At 69.8% G+C, this 15443-nt stretch carries 15 protein-coding genes, 1 tRNA gene and 1 other RNA gene; 9 read left to right on the top strand and 8 right to left on the bottom strand.

Annotated features, from left to right (window positions below; translation table 11 throughout):
- Positions 1–220: 220 nt before the first annotated feature.
- The 3 genes from FV227_RS02560 to FV227_RS02570 form a co-directional block, all read right to left on the bottom strand.
- Positions 221–1549: a UDP-glucose/GDP-mannose dehydrogenase family protein gene (locus FV227_RS02560; protein WP_147726145.1), complete on the bottom strand. Its 1329-nt coding sequence runs from the start codon at positions 1547–1549 to the stop codon at positions 221–223.
- Between the two features lie 165 nt (positions 1550–1714).
- On the bottom strand, positions 1715–3823 hold the full coding sequence (locus FV227_RS02565; protein ID WP_147858221.1) for a glycosyltransferase family 2 protein: 2109 nt from the start codon (positions 3821–3823) through the stop codon (positions 1715–1717).
- Between the two features lie 55 nt (positions 3824–3878).
- Positions 3879–4925 (bottom strand): hypothetical protein, encoded by a 1047-nt coding sequence (locus FV227_RS02570; RefSeq protein ID WP_147726143.1) that lies wholly within the window; start codon positions 4923–4925, stop codon positions 3879–3881.
- A gap of 235 nt (positions 4926–5160) precedes the next feature.
- Between FV227_RS02570 and FV227_RS02575 the strand changes: the two genes are divergently transcribed.
- A tRNA-Val gene (locus FV227_RS02575) sits at positions 5161–5235 on the top strand.
- A 203-nt stretch (positions 5236–5438) separates the two neighbouring features.
- Here FV227_RS02575 and FV227_RS02580 read toward each other — a convergent pair.
- The gene (locus FV227_RS02580) at positions 5439–5834 is read right to left on the bottom strand and encodes a TIGR02300 family protein (protein WP_147726142.1); all 396 of its coding nucleotides are present in this window, start codon (positions 5832–5834) and stop codon (positions 5439–5441) included.
- A gap of 178 nt (positions 5835–6012) precedes the next feature.
- On the opposite strand from FV227_RS02580, the gene FV227_RS02585 reads away from it, so the two are divergent.
- A complete protein-coding gene (locus FV227_RS02585; protein ID WP_147726141.1) occupies positions 6013–6201 on the top strand; it encodes a hypothetical protein in 189 nt (62 codons plus the stop codon).
- Positions 6202–6331: 130 nt separating this feature from the next.
- On the opposite strand, the gene ssrA is transcribed toward FV227_RS02585, so the two are convergent.
- Positions 6332–6703: a transfer-messenger RNA gene (ssrA, locus tag FV227_RS02590) on the bottom strand.
- A 93-nt stretch (positions 6704–6796) separates the two neighbouring features.
- On the opposite strand from ssrA, the gene FV227_RS02595 reads away from it, so the two are divergent.
- Entirely contained in the window at positions 6797–7069 is a 273-nt protein-coding gene (locus FV227_RS02595) for a DUF2312 domain-containing protein (protein WP_147726140.1), read from the top strand.
- A gap of 53 nt (positions 7070–7122) precedes the next feature.
- Here the strand turns inward: FV227_RS02595 and FV227_RS02600 are convergent, their stop codons facing one another.
- Together FV227_RS02600 and FV227_RS02605 are read right to left on the bottom strand one after the other, a co-directional pair.
- Positions 7123–8670: a GMC family oxidoreductase gene (locus FV227_RS02600; protein WP_147858222.1), complete on the bottom strand. Its 1548-nt coding sequence runs from the start codon at positions 8668–8670 to the stop codon at positions 7123–7125.
- Complete coding sequence (locus FV227_RS02605) at positions 8667–10088, bottom strand: alpha/beta hydrolase (protein WP_147858223.1); 1422 nt, start codon at positions 10086–10088, stop codon at positions 8667–8669. Before FV227_RS02605 ends, FV227_RS02600 begins: the two co-directional genes overlap by 4 nt.
- Positions 10089–10334: 246 nt before the next feature.
- On the opposite strand from FV227_RS02605, the gene FV227_RS02610 reads away from it, so the two are divergent.
- From FV227_RS02610 to rpsI, 3 genes are all read left to right on the top strand, one after another.
- Positions 10335–10913 carry a CoA-binding protein gene (locus FV227_RS02610; protein ID WP_147727759.1) on the top strand — a complete coding sequence of 193 codons (579 nt, stop codon included), beginning with the start codon at positions 10335–10337 and terminating at the stop codon, positions 10911–10913.
- 228 nt (positions 10914–11141) lie between these two features.
- Entirely contained in the window at positions 11142–11603 is a 462-nt protein-coding gene (gene rplM / locus FV227_RS02615) for a 50S ribosomal protein L13 (protein WP_147727760.1), read from the top strand.
- Between the two features lies 1 nt (position 11604).
- The gene (rpsI, locus tag FV227_RS02620; protein WP_147727761.1) at positions 11605–12090 is read left to right on the top strand and encodes a 30S ribosomal protein S9; all 486 of its coding nucleotides are present in this window, start codon (positions 11605–11607) and stop codon (positions 12088–12090) included.
- A 136-nt stretch (positions 12091–12226) separates the two neighbouring features.
- Here rpsI and FV227_RS02625 read toward each other — a convergent pair whose 3' ends face one another.
- The gene (locus FV227_RS02625; protein ID WP_147858224.1) at positions 12227–12730 is read right to left on the bottom strand and encodes a hypothetical protein; all 504 of its coding nucleotides are present in this window, start codon (positions 12728–12730) and stop codon (positions 12227–12229) included.
- A 177-nt stretch (positions 12731–12907) separates the two neighbouring features.
- Here FV227_RS02625 and argC point away from each other — a divergent pair, with 177 nt between their 5' ends.
- The 3 genes from argC to argB all read left to right on the top strand — a co-directional run bounded on the left by argC (position 12908) and on the right by argB (position 15365).
- Positions 12908–13855 carry an N-acetyl-gamma-glutamyl-phosphate reductase gene (argC, locus tag FV227_RS02630; RefSeq protein ID WP_147727763.1) on the top strand — a complete coding sequence of 316 codons (948 nt, stop codon included), beginning with the start codon at positions 12908–12910 and terminating at the stop codon, positions 13853–13855.
- Between the two features lie 75 nt (positions 13856–13930).
- The gene (locus tag FV227_RS02635) at positions 13931–14401 is read left to right on the top strand and encodes a nuclear transport factor 2 family protein (RefSeq protein WP_147858225.1); all 471 of its coding nucleotides are present in this window, start codon (positions 13931–13933) and stop codon (positions 14399–14401) included.
- Positions 14402–14465: 64 nt separating this feature from the next.
- A complete protein-coding gene (gene argB / locus FV227_RS02640; protein ID WP_187274658.1) occupies positions 14466–15365 on the top strand; it encodes an acetylglutamate kinase in 900 nt (299 codons plus the stop codon).
- The last annotated feature ends 78 nt before the right edge of the window (positions 15366–15443 follow it).

Consider the following 15443-nt stretch of genomic DNA (forward strand, 5'->3'; position numbering starts at 1 on the left):
AGGAAGGGACGACGGCATCGAAGTGGCCGATTTGCGGTCGGCTGTGGCGAACGTTCATCAACCTAAGCTTTGCCGCACACTGATATCACCCCGCATCTGAGCCGATGAAACCGGGTGAATTTGTGTTGAGACCGCTGCATGATTGCCGCACGTCGCAACGACGTGCCGCCTGTCCCCAGGTCGGCGATGCGATCGCCATCGCGGGACGCGGATTGCCGGCTCAATCCAGCCGCGCTCGGCGATCGAACGCACGCCCCACGCCGGCGTAGCGGAAGCCGAGGCGCTCGACGTCCTGCACGCGATAGACGTTGCGAAGGTCGACGAGGACCGGCTCGGCCATGGTGGCGCGCAGGCGTTCGAGATCGAGCGCCCGGAACGCGTTCCACTCGGTCACCAGCACCAGGGCGTCGGCGCCCTCCGCGCAAGAATAGGGATCCTCGGCGTAGGCGATGTCGGGCAGGAGCCGGCGGGCCTGTTCCATCCCCTCGGGATCGTAGGCGCGCACGGTGGCGCCGGCATCCTGCAACCCCGCGACGATGGCGAGCGAGGGCGCATCGCGCATGTCGTCGGTGTTCGGCTTGAAGGTGAGGCCGAGCAGCGCGATCGTCTTGCCCCGCACCGAGCCACCGCAGGCCTGGATCACCTTGCGCGCCATCGCGCGCTTCCGCTGGTCGTTGACCGCGACCACGGTCTCGACGATCCGCATCGGCGTCCCGGCATCCTGCGCGGTCTTCACCAGGGCCAGCGTGTCCTTGGGGAAGCACGAGCCGCCGTAGCCCGGCCCGGCATGGAGGAACTTCGCGCCGATGCGGTTGTCGAGGCCGATCCCGCGGGCGACCTCCTGCACGTCGGCACCGACCCGCTCGCACAGGTCGGCGATCTCGTTGATGAAGGTGATCTTGGTGGCGAGGAACGCGTTGGCGGCGTACTTGGTCAGCTCGGCCGTGCGCCGTCCGGTGACCAGGATCGGCGCGGCGTTGAGGTAGAGCGGGCGGTAGACCTCGCGCATCACGCCCTCGGCGCGCGCGTCGTCGGTGCCGATGACGATGCGGTCCGGCCGCTTGAAGTCGTCGATCGCCGCTCCCTCGCGCAGGAACTCGGGGTTGGACACGACCCCGAAGGCGGCATCGGGCCGCGCCTCGCGGATGATGCGCTCGACCTCGTCGCCGGTGCCGACCGGCACCGTCGATTTGGTGACGATCACCGTGTAGCCGGTGAGCGCGGCGGCGATCTCGCGGGCGGCCGCGTAGACGTAGCTCAGGTCGGCGAACCCATCACCGCGGCGCGACGGCGTGCCGACCGCGATGAACACCGCATCCGCCTCGGCCACCGCCGCGGCGAGGTCCAGCCCGAAGCCGAGCCGGCCGCTGCGCACGTTCTCGGCGACCAGCGCCTCGAGGCCCGGCTCGTAGATCGGCATGCGACCGGCGCGCAGCGCCTCGATCTTGGCCGGGTCCTTGTCCAGGCACACCACCTCGTGCCCGAAATCGGCAAAGCAGGTCCCGGAGACGAGGCCGACATACCCCGACCCGACCATGACGATTCGCATGCAACCTCCGTCGTCGGCTCGGGTGCGATCGCCGATTGCACTGCAGCATTACCCCGGATCGGACGTCCAGGGAACAGGCCGGAGAGCGCCCGCATCGGAACGCGTGCCGGGGAAGGCCGCAGACCTGCGTCGTCTTCTCGCACGGCCCACGATCCCGGCCACGGCTCAGAGCCGGTAATGCCCGGAAATCCGTGACAGATTGATGTTGTAGTAGGGATCGGCGCGCAGTCGCGCGCCCCAGCGCGCCTGCATCACCGCCGTCTCGCGCTCGAACCGCGTCCACTTCTCCGGAGTGTCCTCCGGACCGCGACTCTTCGACTCGTGGTGGACGAGGGCGGCGAAGGGCGTCCACACGATCCGGTAGCCGGCCGCGCGCACGCGCAGGCAGAGGTCGACATCGTTGAAGGCGACCTTGAGATCCTCGGCGTCGAAGCCGCCGAGGGCGGCGAAGACGTCGGCGCGCATTGCGAGGCACGCCCCCGTGACCGCCGAAACCTCGTGCGCCATCGTCATCCGCCCGAAATAGCCGGGCTCGGTACCGTCGAGCCCGAGATGGCTGTGACCGGCGACGCCCCCGATCCCGAGGATCACGCCGCCGTGCTGCAGCGTCCCGTCCGGGTAGAGCAGCTTGGCGCCGACCGCGCCGATGTCGGGCGCGAGCGCGATCGACACCAGCTCCCGGAGCCAGCCCGGCTCGATCACCTCGACGTCGTTGTTGAGGAAGAGCAGCACCGAACCCGTCGCGGCCGCCGCCCCGCGGTTCGACAGGTCCGAGAAGTTGAACGCGCCGGGAACCGGGAGGACACGCAGGCGCGGATCGTCCCGGTATCGTGTGAACAGGGCGTGGGTTTCGGGCTCCCGGCTGTCGTTGTCGACGACGATGACCTCGATCGCCGGATAAGCGGTCCGACCGAACAGGCCGTCGAGGGTCACGCGCAGCAACTCGGCACGGTCCCGCGTCGGGATGATCACCGAGACACGGGGTACAGGATCGGGGAGGGGGCGCACCAGCCGGTTGAAGCCTGCGGACCCACGCTCGGCCCGGCCGCCCCAAGGGGCGACGACCTCGGCGAGCGCCTGGAGGCGGGCCGCCTCGGCGCGGGCGAGCGCCCGGTCAGAGAAGGTGCCAGAACCGCCCGCCGCCCGCCAGTGATACAGCACCGCCGGGATGTGCCGGATCCGGGCGGGATCGAGCCCGTCGGTGAGGCGAAGGAGCAGGTCGTGATCCTGGCTGCCCTCGAAGCCGGGGCGCAGGCCCCCGACGGCGCGCAGGGCCTCGGTGCGGATCACGGTCAGGTGGTTGATGTAGTTCTGCCCGTACAGCAGCTCGCGATCGAAGTCGGCCTTGAAGTGCGGGTCGAAGCGGCTGCCGCGGCGATCGATCTTGTCCTCGTCGCTGTAGATCAGAACGAGGTCGGGATCGATGCGGATCGCCCGGACAACCTCGTAGAGGGCATGGGCGGGGAGCGCATCGTCGTGGTCGAGGAAGGCGCAGAACGGGCCCTGCGCCGCCGCCAGCGCGTCGTTGGTCGCGCGGGCGATGTGCCCGTTCTCCGACCGGCACGCCACGCGGATCCGGGGATCGGAAGCGGCGAACCGTTCGAGCAGCCTCGGGACCGCTGGGTCGGTCGAGGCGTCGTCTACGACGCAGAGCTCCCAATGCGGATAGAGCTGGGCCTGGACCGAAAGCAGCGCCGTGCGCAAGACCTTCGGAGCCGGATCGTAGACCGGCATCAGGATCGAGATCAGCGGCGGCGTTTCCCAGGCCGAGACCTCCGCCCGGATGCGGCGGCGCTCGGCCGGGTCCAGGGTGTCGGCTCGCCGGATCCAAGCGGCATAGCCGCTCTCGGTCCGGTGCCGCAGCGCCCGATCGAGGAACCCGCGCCCGCGCACCCGTTTTCCGAGGCTGCGCCAGTACACGGCCTGCACCGCGAGCCCAGGAGCACGCGCGAAGGCGCGGGCGACCAGGGCCGGACGCGTGCGGCGTCGAACGGTGATCCGGCTCGGATGCGGCGGCCTGCCGTCGGCGAGGTTCGCTATCCGTAGGGCGCGGATCGCGGCCGGGACCTGGCCGGTCCAGGTGGATACGCCGCCGCCGATGGCTTCGTCGGCGAGCGGCACGCCGGGCCGGGCATCGTCGGTGACGACGAGGCTCATCAGCGGGCGTGCCTCGCGGGGGGCGGCCGGGTCGTCGTACAGCGTGATGGTCACCCAGGCCCCGTCGAGGCCTAACCCTGCAAGGTCGAGGCGCAGCCCGTCCGCGTCGCGTTGCATCGCGAGCGTCCGCGTCGGTCCGCGTCCGAGGACGGTAGCCTCGATCTCCGCCACCTCAGTGATTCCAGCTCTTAGCGAGGGACATCAGCACCGCGTCCGACATGGCGATGTCGAACACCAGCATGTCGGCGACCGCCTTCACTGCGCGGAGGCGGTCGGCCAAGGCCAGCGCCTCGTTCGAGATCGGAACCGGCGCCGGCATCGGCACAATGCCCTCCAGCCCGATCTGGTCGAACAGGGTGGAGGCAAAGGCCTCGAAGTAGGTCCTGTGCCCGACGATGCCGAGGCGCGCGAGGATCTCGATCGCGACGATGGAATTGCCGGGGTGCAGACGGTCGTCGGGTAGGCGCGTGCCGAGCTGGCGGGACAGGGGATTGTAGAGGAGGTGATAGGCCGGCTCCGGGAGCATCCGGAAGAAGCGCTTCAGGCTCTTCGGGTCGGCGTAGTCGTACGCGTCGACGAACAGGGCCGCCTCGGCGTAGCGGCCGATCCGCCAACCGGCATCCTCCTCGACCGCGGTCCGCGCCTTCAGCCACAGCATGCGCGTCGCCATCTCGACGTACGGGTCCTGGACCAGGATCGCCGACAGCATGCGCTCGGGTGGGAAGTACTGCTCGTAGCGCGGCACCACCAGCGCGCCGGACAGGAGCTGAGACGTCGGCGTCATGTTTCCCAGAACGCTGCTCACGATCTCGTCGGACAGCTTGTGGATGCCGAAGTAGGATTGCTGGAAGTACGGGAACAGCGCGTTCTGCAGGCCGACTTCGGCGTGGATGCCGGTGTTGATCAGGAGCACCCGCCGGTCGATCAGGCGCTCGCGCGGCACGCGCCGGTGGACCAGCACGTTGGTGTCGGCGTCGTAGAGTTCAAGGACCGGCATCGTCGAGAGGCCCGGCACCTCGGCGTCCCGCAGCTCGAAGACGCATTGCCCGGTCGAGTGCCAGCCGTTGTGCTGGAAGGCAGGCTCGGTGATCGTGGCCGCGACCTCAGCCAACCGCCGGCCCTCGACGGAGACCACGACTCGGCTCACCGCCAGAGGGTTGTCCGGGACGATCCAGCCGCGGATCACGTCGCCGTTGTCGTAGTCGATCAAGAACCGCATGTTCCATCGCTGCCGCGCCCGTGCTCCGGGCCCAGTCCTGAGCGAGGCGTCGCGCGCCGCCCGGGACCGCGCCATAGCGCATTTCCGTGGTCGTTGCAGCGCCGCCAGACCGGGCGAGCGGACAGGCGGCCGTCTCAGGTGGCAGGCTTCGCGGCCTCAATCGTCCAATGCGGCTTGCGCCGCCCCACGGCGGAGGCTATAGGCCCCCCACACCGAAGCGAAACGGCTTCGGCGAGGGCGCGTAGCTCAGCGGGAGAGCACTTCCTTGACATGGAAGGGGTCACAGGTTCGATCCCTGTCGCGCCCACCATTCCGCTTTCGTGGAATGATCGACGAACGAAGCGAGGGCTCCGCAGGGGGCCCTTTTTTCTTGGCCGAGGCGTCGTTTCGGACACGTTCCTAGGAGGACGCCGACGATCGCTCATCCCGACATGCGATCGGCTCGACGCACCGGGGGTGCATCGAGCCGGATCCTATCGCGGGGATCGAGCCGACCCGACCCGTCACGAACGCTCAATCGTCGTCGTCTTCCTCGACGTCGACGAGATCGGTGGTGTCGTCGTCCTCGTCGTCGACCACGAGGGTATCGTCGTCGGCGGTTTCGCCGTCGGCATCCGGCTCGATGACGTCGTCGACCTCGGTGTCCGTGTCGGTATCCTTCTCGGTCTCCTCGGCCTCGACCTCGTCGAGGGAGACCAGTTCCGGACCGGCGGCATCGGCCTCGTCGTCGTCGGCGACCGGATCCTTGCGGGCGGCGATCGGCGCGGACCGGCTGGCGAAGGGGGTGAGGGCGGCGGTCGGGACGACCTCGCCGGAATAGGGGGAAACCACCGGATCACGACCGAGGTCGTAGAACTTCCTGCCGGTCGTCGGGCAGATCCGTTTGGTACCGAGTTCGGGACGAGCCACGTGCGCCTTCCTGTGTCAGTGCGATCAAGCCCCGTGATGTCGCGGGTTTTCGCGCGGTGTCAATTCATGTCGCTCGATGCGCGCATGGCGGCCCTGCATCGAAGACCGGAAAAAAGCAGTCCGGAACGCTGTCGGCGTCCCGCTCGTTCGGTCTCCACATCCAAGGAGGCCAACGCTCATGAAGATCGCCAACCTCGCCGGCCTGCTCGCCCTCGGCGCGCTCGCCCAATCCGCACCGGCCGAGGCCAAGGGCTGCATCAAGGGTGCCATCGTCGGCGGCGTCGCGGGCCATATGGCCGGCCACGGCAAGATGGGTGCGGCCGCGGGCTGCGCCATCGGGCACCACAACGCCAACAAGAAGCGCTGAGGGCTTCGCAGCGCTCGGCCCCGCCGTTTCTCGCGACGGCGGGGCTGCGAGCGCACATGCCGGGCCGGTTGGCCTGACGCATCGAGCACGTGAACGCCGACGAGAAGGGAAAGGTGGGTCCCAGGGCCGAAGCCCCGGGTTCTGTTTCGACGGTTACCCTACCGCAAGATGCTTACGCCGCGAGGCGGGCATCCATGACAACGTTATCGTTGGCATTTAGGATTTGGTCAGGTGCCCGAAACGGGGGTTGCCCGCGTCGAACCGGTCGAGTCCCTACCGACAGTCGCATCGTACCTCACCGGAGTGAAGCTGAACTCGCGATCCCTTTACCGCCCAGTCGAACCTATTTCGCCCCCATCAGAAACGCAGCTCGGTCAGGCGTCGCCCACTGCGTTCGTGGTGGAGGCGCCGGAGTACTGCCCTCCGGGTCCTGAAACGTTATTACGAACCGGTCATCAACCGCACCTCTGATATAGCCGGTCCCCGGCCGAAAATCCAGATCCCTCGTGCGGCGGTGTGCGGTCTCGCCTTAACCGTTCGCTCACCCCGATGCGCGACGAGCCGGCCGTGGCTTCTCGCGAACAGAGGTTCTTGGATGACCGACACGATTGGGATCGCCGGCGACCGCATCCGCTCCATCATCGAGCGGGTCGAGCAGGTCGACGAGGAGATCAAGGCGCTGATGGAGGCGAAGAAGGAGATCTTCGCCGAGGCCAAGGGTGAGGGCCTCGACGTGAAGATCCTCAAGGAGATCATCCGCCTGCGCAAGCTCGACCAGGATGCGCGCGACGAGCACGAGACGCTGCTCGACGTCTATATGCGGGCCATGGACGCTCCCGCCCCGAAGCCCGAGGCGATCGCAGCCTGACGTCGCGCGATCGGTCGCTCCGACGGGGCCCGCCGCTGGCGCGCCCCGTCGGATCAGGCCCCGCTCAGCACCTTCTCGGCACTGCGCAGGCTGAGCGCCATGATGGTCAGGGCCGGGTTCGCCGCGAGCGAGCTCGGGAAGGTGGAGCCGTCGCAGATCCACAGGTTCGGGACCTCGAAGGATTTTCCGAACGGGTCCACGACGGCCTCGTCGCCGTCATGCCCCATGCGGCAGGTGCCGATGGTGTGGGCGACCCGGTCGAGCGCCCAGATGTCGCGGGCGCCGGCCCGCGTCCACAGGTCGATCATCAGCTTCGTCGCGTGGGCGTTCAGCCGCTCCTCGTTGTGGCCGTAGCCGAAATCGATCGTCGCCTTGCCCATGCCCAGGGCGTCGGTCTCGTCGGAGAGCGTCAGCCGGTTGGCATCGCACGGCAGGGTCTCGCCGTTGATGCCGATGCCGGCGACGTGGTTGTAGTCCGCCAGGTAGTCGCCGAGCGCCTTGCCCCAGAGCTTGCGGCCGCGGGCCACCGAGTTGGCGAAGGTCAGCGGCGCGACGCCGAGGCTCTGGACGAGGTAGCCGCCGACGAAGTCGGCGTCCTTCGGCCGGATCATGTCCTCAGTGATCAGCGACGACGGGTAGCCCCGGTTGGGCCGCGTCTCGGCGTCGAACGTGCCCCAGACCTGGGTCGCGACGTGACCCATGTAGTTGCGCCCGACCTGCCCGCTGCCGTTGGCCAGCCCCGTATGCAGCAGCAGCCGCGCGGTCTCGACTGAGCCGGCGCAGAGGAACACCTGCGCGCAACGCTGGCGGCGGTCGACGCCGCCCTGCCGGTAGACCACCGCGGTGATCCGGCCGTCGCGATCGCGCTCGAACCCGTGGGCCCGCGCCTCGGACCGGATCTCGGCACCGTGGGCCACCGCCAGGGGCAGGTAGGTCACGTCCATGCTGGTCTTGGCGCCGTTGCGGCAGCCCTGGTGGCAGTAGCCGCAATTGATGCAGGCCGGGCGCAAGCCCCCGCCCTCCTGCGCGAAGTCGCGGGAGACCACGGCCGCGGGCGCATCGGTCGCGCGGATGCCCGCACCCTCGCAGGCCTGCGCCATGATCTGCGCCGACGCATTGCGGGGCACCGGCGCGAGGGGGTAGCGACGGCTCGCGTCCCACGGATAGCTCTGCGGGCCGGAGACGCCGATGAAGGCCTCGACGCGCTCGTAGAACGGCAGCAGCTCGTCGTAGCTCACGGGCCAGTCGACGCCCTCGCCGGTCTCGGTGCGGATCATCAAATCGCGCTGGTCGGCGCGCGGGCAGAACGCGCCCCAGTGCAGGGTCGAGCCGCCGACGCCCGTGCCGCTGTTGTTGCCGCCGAAGGCTTCCGGGGTCGAGCCGCCGCTCAGGCGCTCGTCGGTCCAGTAGATCTCGTCGGCGAGCGTCTCGTCGAAGGCGAAGCCCTTGGGGTCGAAGTTCGGGCCGGCCTCGAGGGCGACGACGCGCGATCCGGCGGCGGCGAGGCGCGCCATCAGCGGCGCGCCGCCGGCACCGGTGCCGATCACCACCGCATCGACGACCTCGTCGGTCGCGTAGCGCGTCATGGAATCGAGGTTCATCGTCCGTCCCCACCCTGCGCGACGGGCTCCCAGCCCTCGCGCTCGCCCAATCCGATCTTGGTGAAGCCCACCGGCCGGGCCCCGTCGCCGCCCGCACCGATGCCGGAGAACCCGATCCAGGCGAGCGCCGCCGGATGGGCGAGCCAAGTGCGCACCACGTCGGCGCGCAGGTCCTCGAACCAGACGGTCAGCTGCTCCGGCGCGAAGCCGAGCGCCGATCCGTCCGGCAGGACGCCCTTCTCGATCGCCCGGAGCAGGTCGTCCTGCGCCGCGCCGTCGAGGGCGAGGAAGCGCCGACCGTCGGCGCCCGCCGCAGCGTCGAGGCTGCGAAGCGCGGTCCTGTAGGCCGAGGCGTCCGGCGGCAGGGCGGAGAACCGCCAGCCGTCGCCCCGGCCGCTCGCGAGCCGCGCGTCGATGCGGGCGGCGAGGTCGATCCCGGCGGCCTGCGGCAGGACGCGATCGACGAGGGCGCGCAGGATCGCGAGCTCGATCGCGTCGAGGGCCCGCGGCCGATAGCCGGGATCGTCGGGCTCGGCCCGCGCGCGCAAGGCGTCGCGCAGGCGGCTGTTGACCCGGTCCGACGCGATGAGTCTCGCATACGCCGCGTCGATCACAGGTGCCTCGGCAAACGTCGTGTCGGGTGCGGCCGCGTGGGCGCGGATCAGGTCGGCGACCGCGTCGGGCCGCTCGATCGGCAGCAGATGGCCGGCGCCGTCGAGGGTGACACGGCGCGATGAACCGAGATGCGGCGCCATCAGCGCGGCCTGCGCCTCCGGCCCGAGGTCGCCGTCCTCGCCCCCGGCGAGGATCAGGGCCGGGGTGCGCAGGATGCCGATGCGCTCGCACCAATCTTCGCGGCTTCCATCGCTGAGCCAGGCCCGCCAGGCCGCGGGCGCGGCGCGCAGCACGTCGGCGACCGCGGCTTCGGCGCGTTCGGCGGGGAGGGGAGAGCCGACGTTGCTCTCGATGAAGGCCCGGGCTTCCGCCTGCCGGGTCGCCGCGTCGGCTCCGATCCAGGCGATCATCGTCTCGCGGCGCGCCTCTTCCATCGGCTCGGGGCTCGGCGGCGATCCCGCGAGCAGCACGAGGCCGGAGAGACCGTACAGCCCCGCCTCGCCGTCCTCGGCGCGGCGGGCCAGCGCGAGCGCCACCTTGGCGCCCATGCTGTGCCCGGCGATCAGCCAGCGCGCCGGGGCCGCCGCACGGATCCTGCCCGCGACGTGATCGGCCATCGCCGCGACGTCGTAGCCCGGCACGTCGACGGCGTCGCCGAAGCCGGGGAGGTCGATCGGGACGCACGCGACCGCGGCGCCGAGGCGATCGGCGACCTGCACCCATTCCCGTGCGCTGCCGCCGAGGAAGTGCAGGCAGAACAAGGTCGGCGGCGGGGAGGGGGCGGACGGGACGTTCGGGCTCATGCCAGCAAAGTTGCGCGGGACGCCCGGCAATCAAGCGACCTAATTGCCGCGCTTGGCGCCGAATGCGGCGCGCGATGCCCCGCGCGACGTGGACCCGTGGCGCGGGGCCCGCCGCCGCCGGCACGGCGATGGCCGACACCCGGGGGATCGACCGCCGGAACGACCCGAGACCGTGCACCGGGTCGACCCGATCCGCGCGCAGCCGTAAGCAGAGCGGGCTGCGATCCGAAGAAGAAGCCAAGCCCGATGATCCCGACCCTCGACCAGGTTCCCGACGGCCTCGCCACTCGCCACGACCGCTACGCAGACGCGCATATCCGCGCCACGCTGCGGGCGACGCGCACCATCGCCCTGGTCGGCGCCTCGGCCAATCCGGCGCGTCCGAGCTGGATCGTGCTGAAGTACCTGCTCGATCGCGGCTACGCGGTGACGCCGGTCAATCCGGGGCTCGCCGGGCAGACGCTGCTCGGGCGCCCGGTGGCCGCGTCCATCGCCGAGATCGGCGAACCGATCGACATGGTCGAGATCTTCCGCAACTCCGCCGCCGCCGGCGGCCTCGCCGACGAGGCCTTGGCCCTGGACCCGCTGCCGAAGACGATCTGGATGCAGCTCGGCGTGCGCGACGACGCGGCCGCCGCCCGCGCCGAGGCGCGCGGCGTCACCGTGATCATGAACCGCTGCCCGAAGATCGAGTACGGCCGCCTGTCCGGCGAGATCGGCTGGACCGGCGTCAACTCGCGGATCATCAGCGCGAAGAAGCCGGTGCTCGCGGCCAAGGGCGTGCAGAAGTTCACCATCGCCCCGCGCGGCGGCGGAACGGATTGAAACGCTGCGTCCGCAGCCGGCGTAACAGCACCGGTTCCCGCATTGCGGTATCCTAATACCACCAGGCCGAACCCCTTCCAGAACTTCGCTTTTCGGACGATGCGCGCCCGTGAAACGGCTTGACCTCGACCCTCGGCCCGTCTATCCAGCGCCCAACGCCGCCGCGTCCCCCGACGCGGCGGCGGCTCGTTTTTCGATACACCACCGAGCGCCAACGGAATTCGGCTTATGAAAACCTTTTCGCTGAAGCCCGCCGACGTCGACAAGAAGTGGATCGTGATCGACGCGGAGGGCCTCGTCGTCGGCCGTCTGGCTTCGATCATCGCCCTGCGTCTGCGCGGCAAGCACAAGCCCTCCTACACCCCCCACGTCGATTGCGGCGACAACGTCATCGTCATCAACGCCGACAAGGTGAAGTTCACCGGGCGCAAATACGTCCAGAAGGTGTACTACCACCACACCGGCTTCCCCGGCGGCATCAAGGAGCGGTCGGCCAAGTTCATCCTCGAAGGGCGCTTCCCCGAGCGCGTCGTGGAGAAGGCCGTCGAGCGCATGCTGCCCCGCGGCCCGCTGTTCCGCCAGATCATGGGCAACCTCCGGGTCTACAAGGGCACCAGCCACCCGCACGAGGCCCAGCAGCCGCAGACGTTCGACGTCGGCGTCCTCAACCGCAAGAACGTGAGCGCTTAAGATGGCGACGCTTCAGTCCCTCTCCGACCTCAACCGGTCGAACGCCGGCGGCCTCGACAACGAGAACGCCGCCCCCGTCCACGTCCAGAAGCTCGACGCCCAGGGCCGCGCCTACGCCACCGGCAAGCGCAAGGACGCGGTCGCCCGCGTCTGGATCCGCCCCGGCACCGGCAAGGTTGTCATCAACAAGCGCGCGGTCGAGGTGTACTTCGCCCGCCCCGTCCTGCGGATGATCCTGCGCCAGCCGCTCACGGTGGCCAACCGCGTCGACCAGTACGACATCACCGTCACGGTCGCCGGCGGCGGCCTCTCGGGCCAAGCCGGCGCGGTGCGCCACGGCCTCTCGAAGGCGCTGACCTACTACGAGCCGGAGCTGCGCGCGCCGCTGAAGCGCGAGGGCTTCCTCACCCGCGACAGCCGCGTGGTCGAGCGCAAGAAGTACGGCCGCAAGAAGGCCCGCCGCAGCTTCCAGTTCTCGAAGCGCTGATCGGCCCGGTCGGACAAAGGAAAAGGCGGCTCCTCGCGGAGCCGCCTTTTTTCTTGGTTTGGTCGAACCGCCGGCTCGCTTCTCGCGCGGCGCTTCGAAGGGCGTCCGATGGAGCAGGCCGTCGAACCACTCCGTTTCAGGCGTGGACGGCCTTCTCCAGCTCGGCCTTGGACATCTTCGAGCGCCCGGCGACCTTCTGCGCCTTGGCCTTCTTCATCAGGTCGGCCTTGGTCTCGCTGGAGGCGGACTTGCGCGCCGCGGCGGCCTTCTTCGCCACGTCCTTCGGCTGCTTCGAGAACTGCTTGCCCTTGGCCGTGTCGCTGCGCTTCTTCTCGGTCGAGCGGTCGTACTGCTCGTCGGAGACCGCCTCGCGCGCCTTCTTCGGGAGGTAGCGTTCCCCGGTCTTGCCGCTCTCCTTGCCGGACTTCGTGTCCCACGCCTCGTCGGTCCACTGCTTGAGATGGTTGTCGTCGGTCTTCTTGCCGGCATAGCCGCCGCCGGCCTTCTTGTATTCCTGGGTCGCGAGCTGAGCCTTGCGGGCCGACCATTGGCCGGCCTTTCCGCCCTTGTCGCTCTTCGTGACTTTGTCCTTGGTCTTCTCCCAAAGCTTGGGGTCGGTCTTCTTCGCGGTCTCGGACATCGCTCGATCACCCGTCGTCGTGGATTTTGCCAACAACGAGAGCACGCCGGCCCCGTTCCGGCGGTGATGCGATGGCCTGTTGATGACGCCCGGCATTGACAGGCCGGCACGCACCGGCCACCTCCCGCACCGCGACACGACGCGCCGGCGGCGGCCGGATTCGGGGGTGCGACGACGATGGCGGGCGAGAACCACAAGCCGACGGTGTTCATCGACGGCGAGGCCGGCACCACCGGGCTCGGCATCCGCGAGCGCCTGGAGCGCGACGGCAAGGTGATCCTGCGCAGCATCGCGCATGCCGACCGCAAGGATGCCGGCGTGAAGCGGGCGCTGCTCGCCGAGGTCGACCTCGTGGTGCTCTGCCTGCCGGACGACGCCGCCCGCGAGACGGTGGCGCTCTGCGACGCGCTGCCCGGCGGCGGCCCCCGCGTGCTCGATGCCAGCACCGCCCACCGCGTCGCGGCGGGCTGGACCTACGGCTTCGCCGAGATGGCCCCGGGGCAGGCGGAAGCGATCGCCGCCGCGCGCCGGGTCGCCAACCCCGGCTGCTATCCCACCGGCGCGATCGCGCTGCTGCGGCCCCTGGTCGAGGGCGGCCTGATCCCGTCCGACTCCCCCGTCAGCATCAACGCGGTCAGCGGCTACAGCGGCGGCGGCAAGAGCATGATCGAGGCCTACGAGGCCGGCTCCGCGGCCCCGTTCATGCTCTACGGCCTCGGCTTCGCGCACAAGCACCTGCCGGAGACGCAGGCCTATTCCCGGCTCACCGCCCGGCCGATCTTCATCCCGTCCGTCGGCGCGTTCCGGCAGGGCATGCTGGTCTCGATCCCGCTCCATCTCGACGCGTTGCCGGGCCGTCCGTCCGCCGGCGATCTCGAGGACGCGCTCGCGCGCTGGTACGCGGGGCAGGCGCTGGTGCAGGTGGTGATCGGCGCCACCACCGGCGCGCACAAGGAGCAGATCGAGCCGGAGGCGTTGAACGACACCGACCGCCTCGAGTTGCGGGTGTTCGGCTCGGCCGAGCACCGTCAGGCGGTGCTGGTCGCGCGCCTCGACAACCTCGGCAAGGGCGCCTCCGGGGCGGCGGTGCAGAACATCGGCCTGATGCTCGGGCTCGGCGCCTGAGCCGCCATCCGGCGCATTGACGTGGCCCGACGGCCCGCGAACAATCGGGCATCGGCAACAGGAGACCGTTCCAGCATGACCGAGACGCGCCCACCGCTGCCGCCGTTCGACGCCTTGTCCGCGGCGAAGAAGGCGCGCGGCGCCGAGGATGCCTGGAACACCCGCGATCCCGAGCGGGTGTCGCTCGCCTACACCCCCGACAGCTGGTGGCGGAACCGTTCCGAGTTCCTGACCGGGCGGCCGGCGATCGTCGCGTTCCTGACGCGCAAGTGGGAGCGCGAGCGCGAGTACCGCCTGATCAAGGAGGTCTGGGCCTTCCACGAGAACCGGATCGCGGCGCGCTTCGCCTACGAATGGCACGACGCGTCCGGGCAGTGGTTCCGCTCGCACGGCAACGAGCAGTGGGAATTCACCGAAACGGGCCTGATGCGCCGCCGCGAGGCCAGCATCAACGACGTCGCGATCGACGCGTCCGAGCGCAAGTTCCACTGGCCGCAAGGACCGCGCCCGGCCGACCATCCGGGCCTGAGCGACCTCGGCCTGTGACCGCGTTTCGCGGTTCGCCCGCGTTCCTGTAGAAGCCCGCGCGTCGCGATGCCGGCGCGAAAGGATGCCGATGACCGAACTGCCCAACGTGCACGTCCGTGCCGAAGTCCTGGCCCAGGCGCTGCCCCACATGCAGCGCTACGACCAAGAGATCGTGGTCATCAAGTATGGCGGGCATGCCATGGGCGACGCTTCGGCGGCCGAGGACTTCGCCGAGGACATCGTGCTGCTCGAGCAGTCGGGCGTGAAGCCGATCGTCGTCCACGGCGGCGGCCCGCAGATCGGCCGGATGCTCGACCGGCTCGGCATCCAGTCCGAGTTCCGCGGCGGCCTTCGCGTCACCGACGAGGCCACCGTCGAGGTGGTCGAGATGGTTTTGGCCGGGTCGATCAACAAGCAGATCGTCGGCTGGATCTCGGCCGAGGGCGGCCGGGCGATCGGCCTGTGCGGCAAGGACGGGAACATGGTCCGCGCCAAGCGGGCGTCGAAGACCGTGATGGACCCCGAGAGCCGGGAGATGCAGACGGTGGACCTCGGCCTCGTCGGCGAGCCCGAGCATGTCGAGCGCGGCGTCCTCGACGCGGTGCTGAAGGCGGAGCTGATCCCGGTCCTGGCGCCGGTGGCGTACGGTGCCGACGGCAAGACCTATAACGTCAACGCCGACACCTTCTCCGGCGCCATCGCCGGCGCGCTGCGGGCCAAGCGCCTGCTGCTGCTCACCGACGTGCCGGGGGTGCTCGACAAGGACAAGAACCTGATCCCGGAGCTGACGGTCGAGGATTGCCGGCGGTTGATCGCCGACGGCACCATCACCGGCGGCATGATCCCGAAGATCGAGACCTGCATCTACGCGATCGACCAGGGCGTCGAGGCGGTCGTCATCCTCGACGGCAAGGTCAACCACGCGGTGCTGCTCGAGCTCTTCACCGATTACGGCGCCGGCACCCTGATCCGCCGAAGCTGACGGACGAACGCACCATCGAAAGCGCCCGGGTCGTGCTTCGGCCCGGGCGACCGCATCGCGCCCCGCGGTCATTTTCGG

Source organism: Methylobacterium sp. WL119 (assembly GCF_008039875.1).
Classification (GTDB): Bacteria; Pseudomonadota; Alphaproteobacteria; order Rhizobiales; family Beijerinckiaceae; genus Methylobacterium.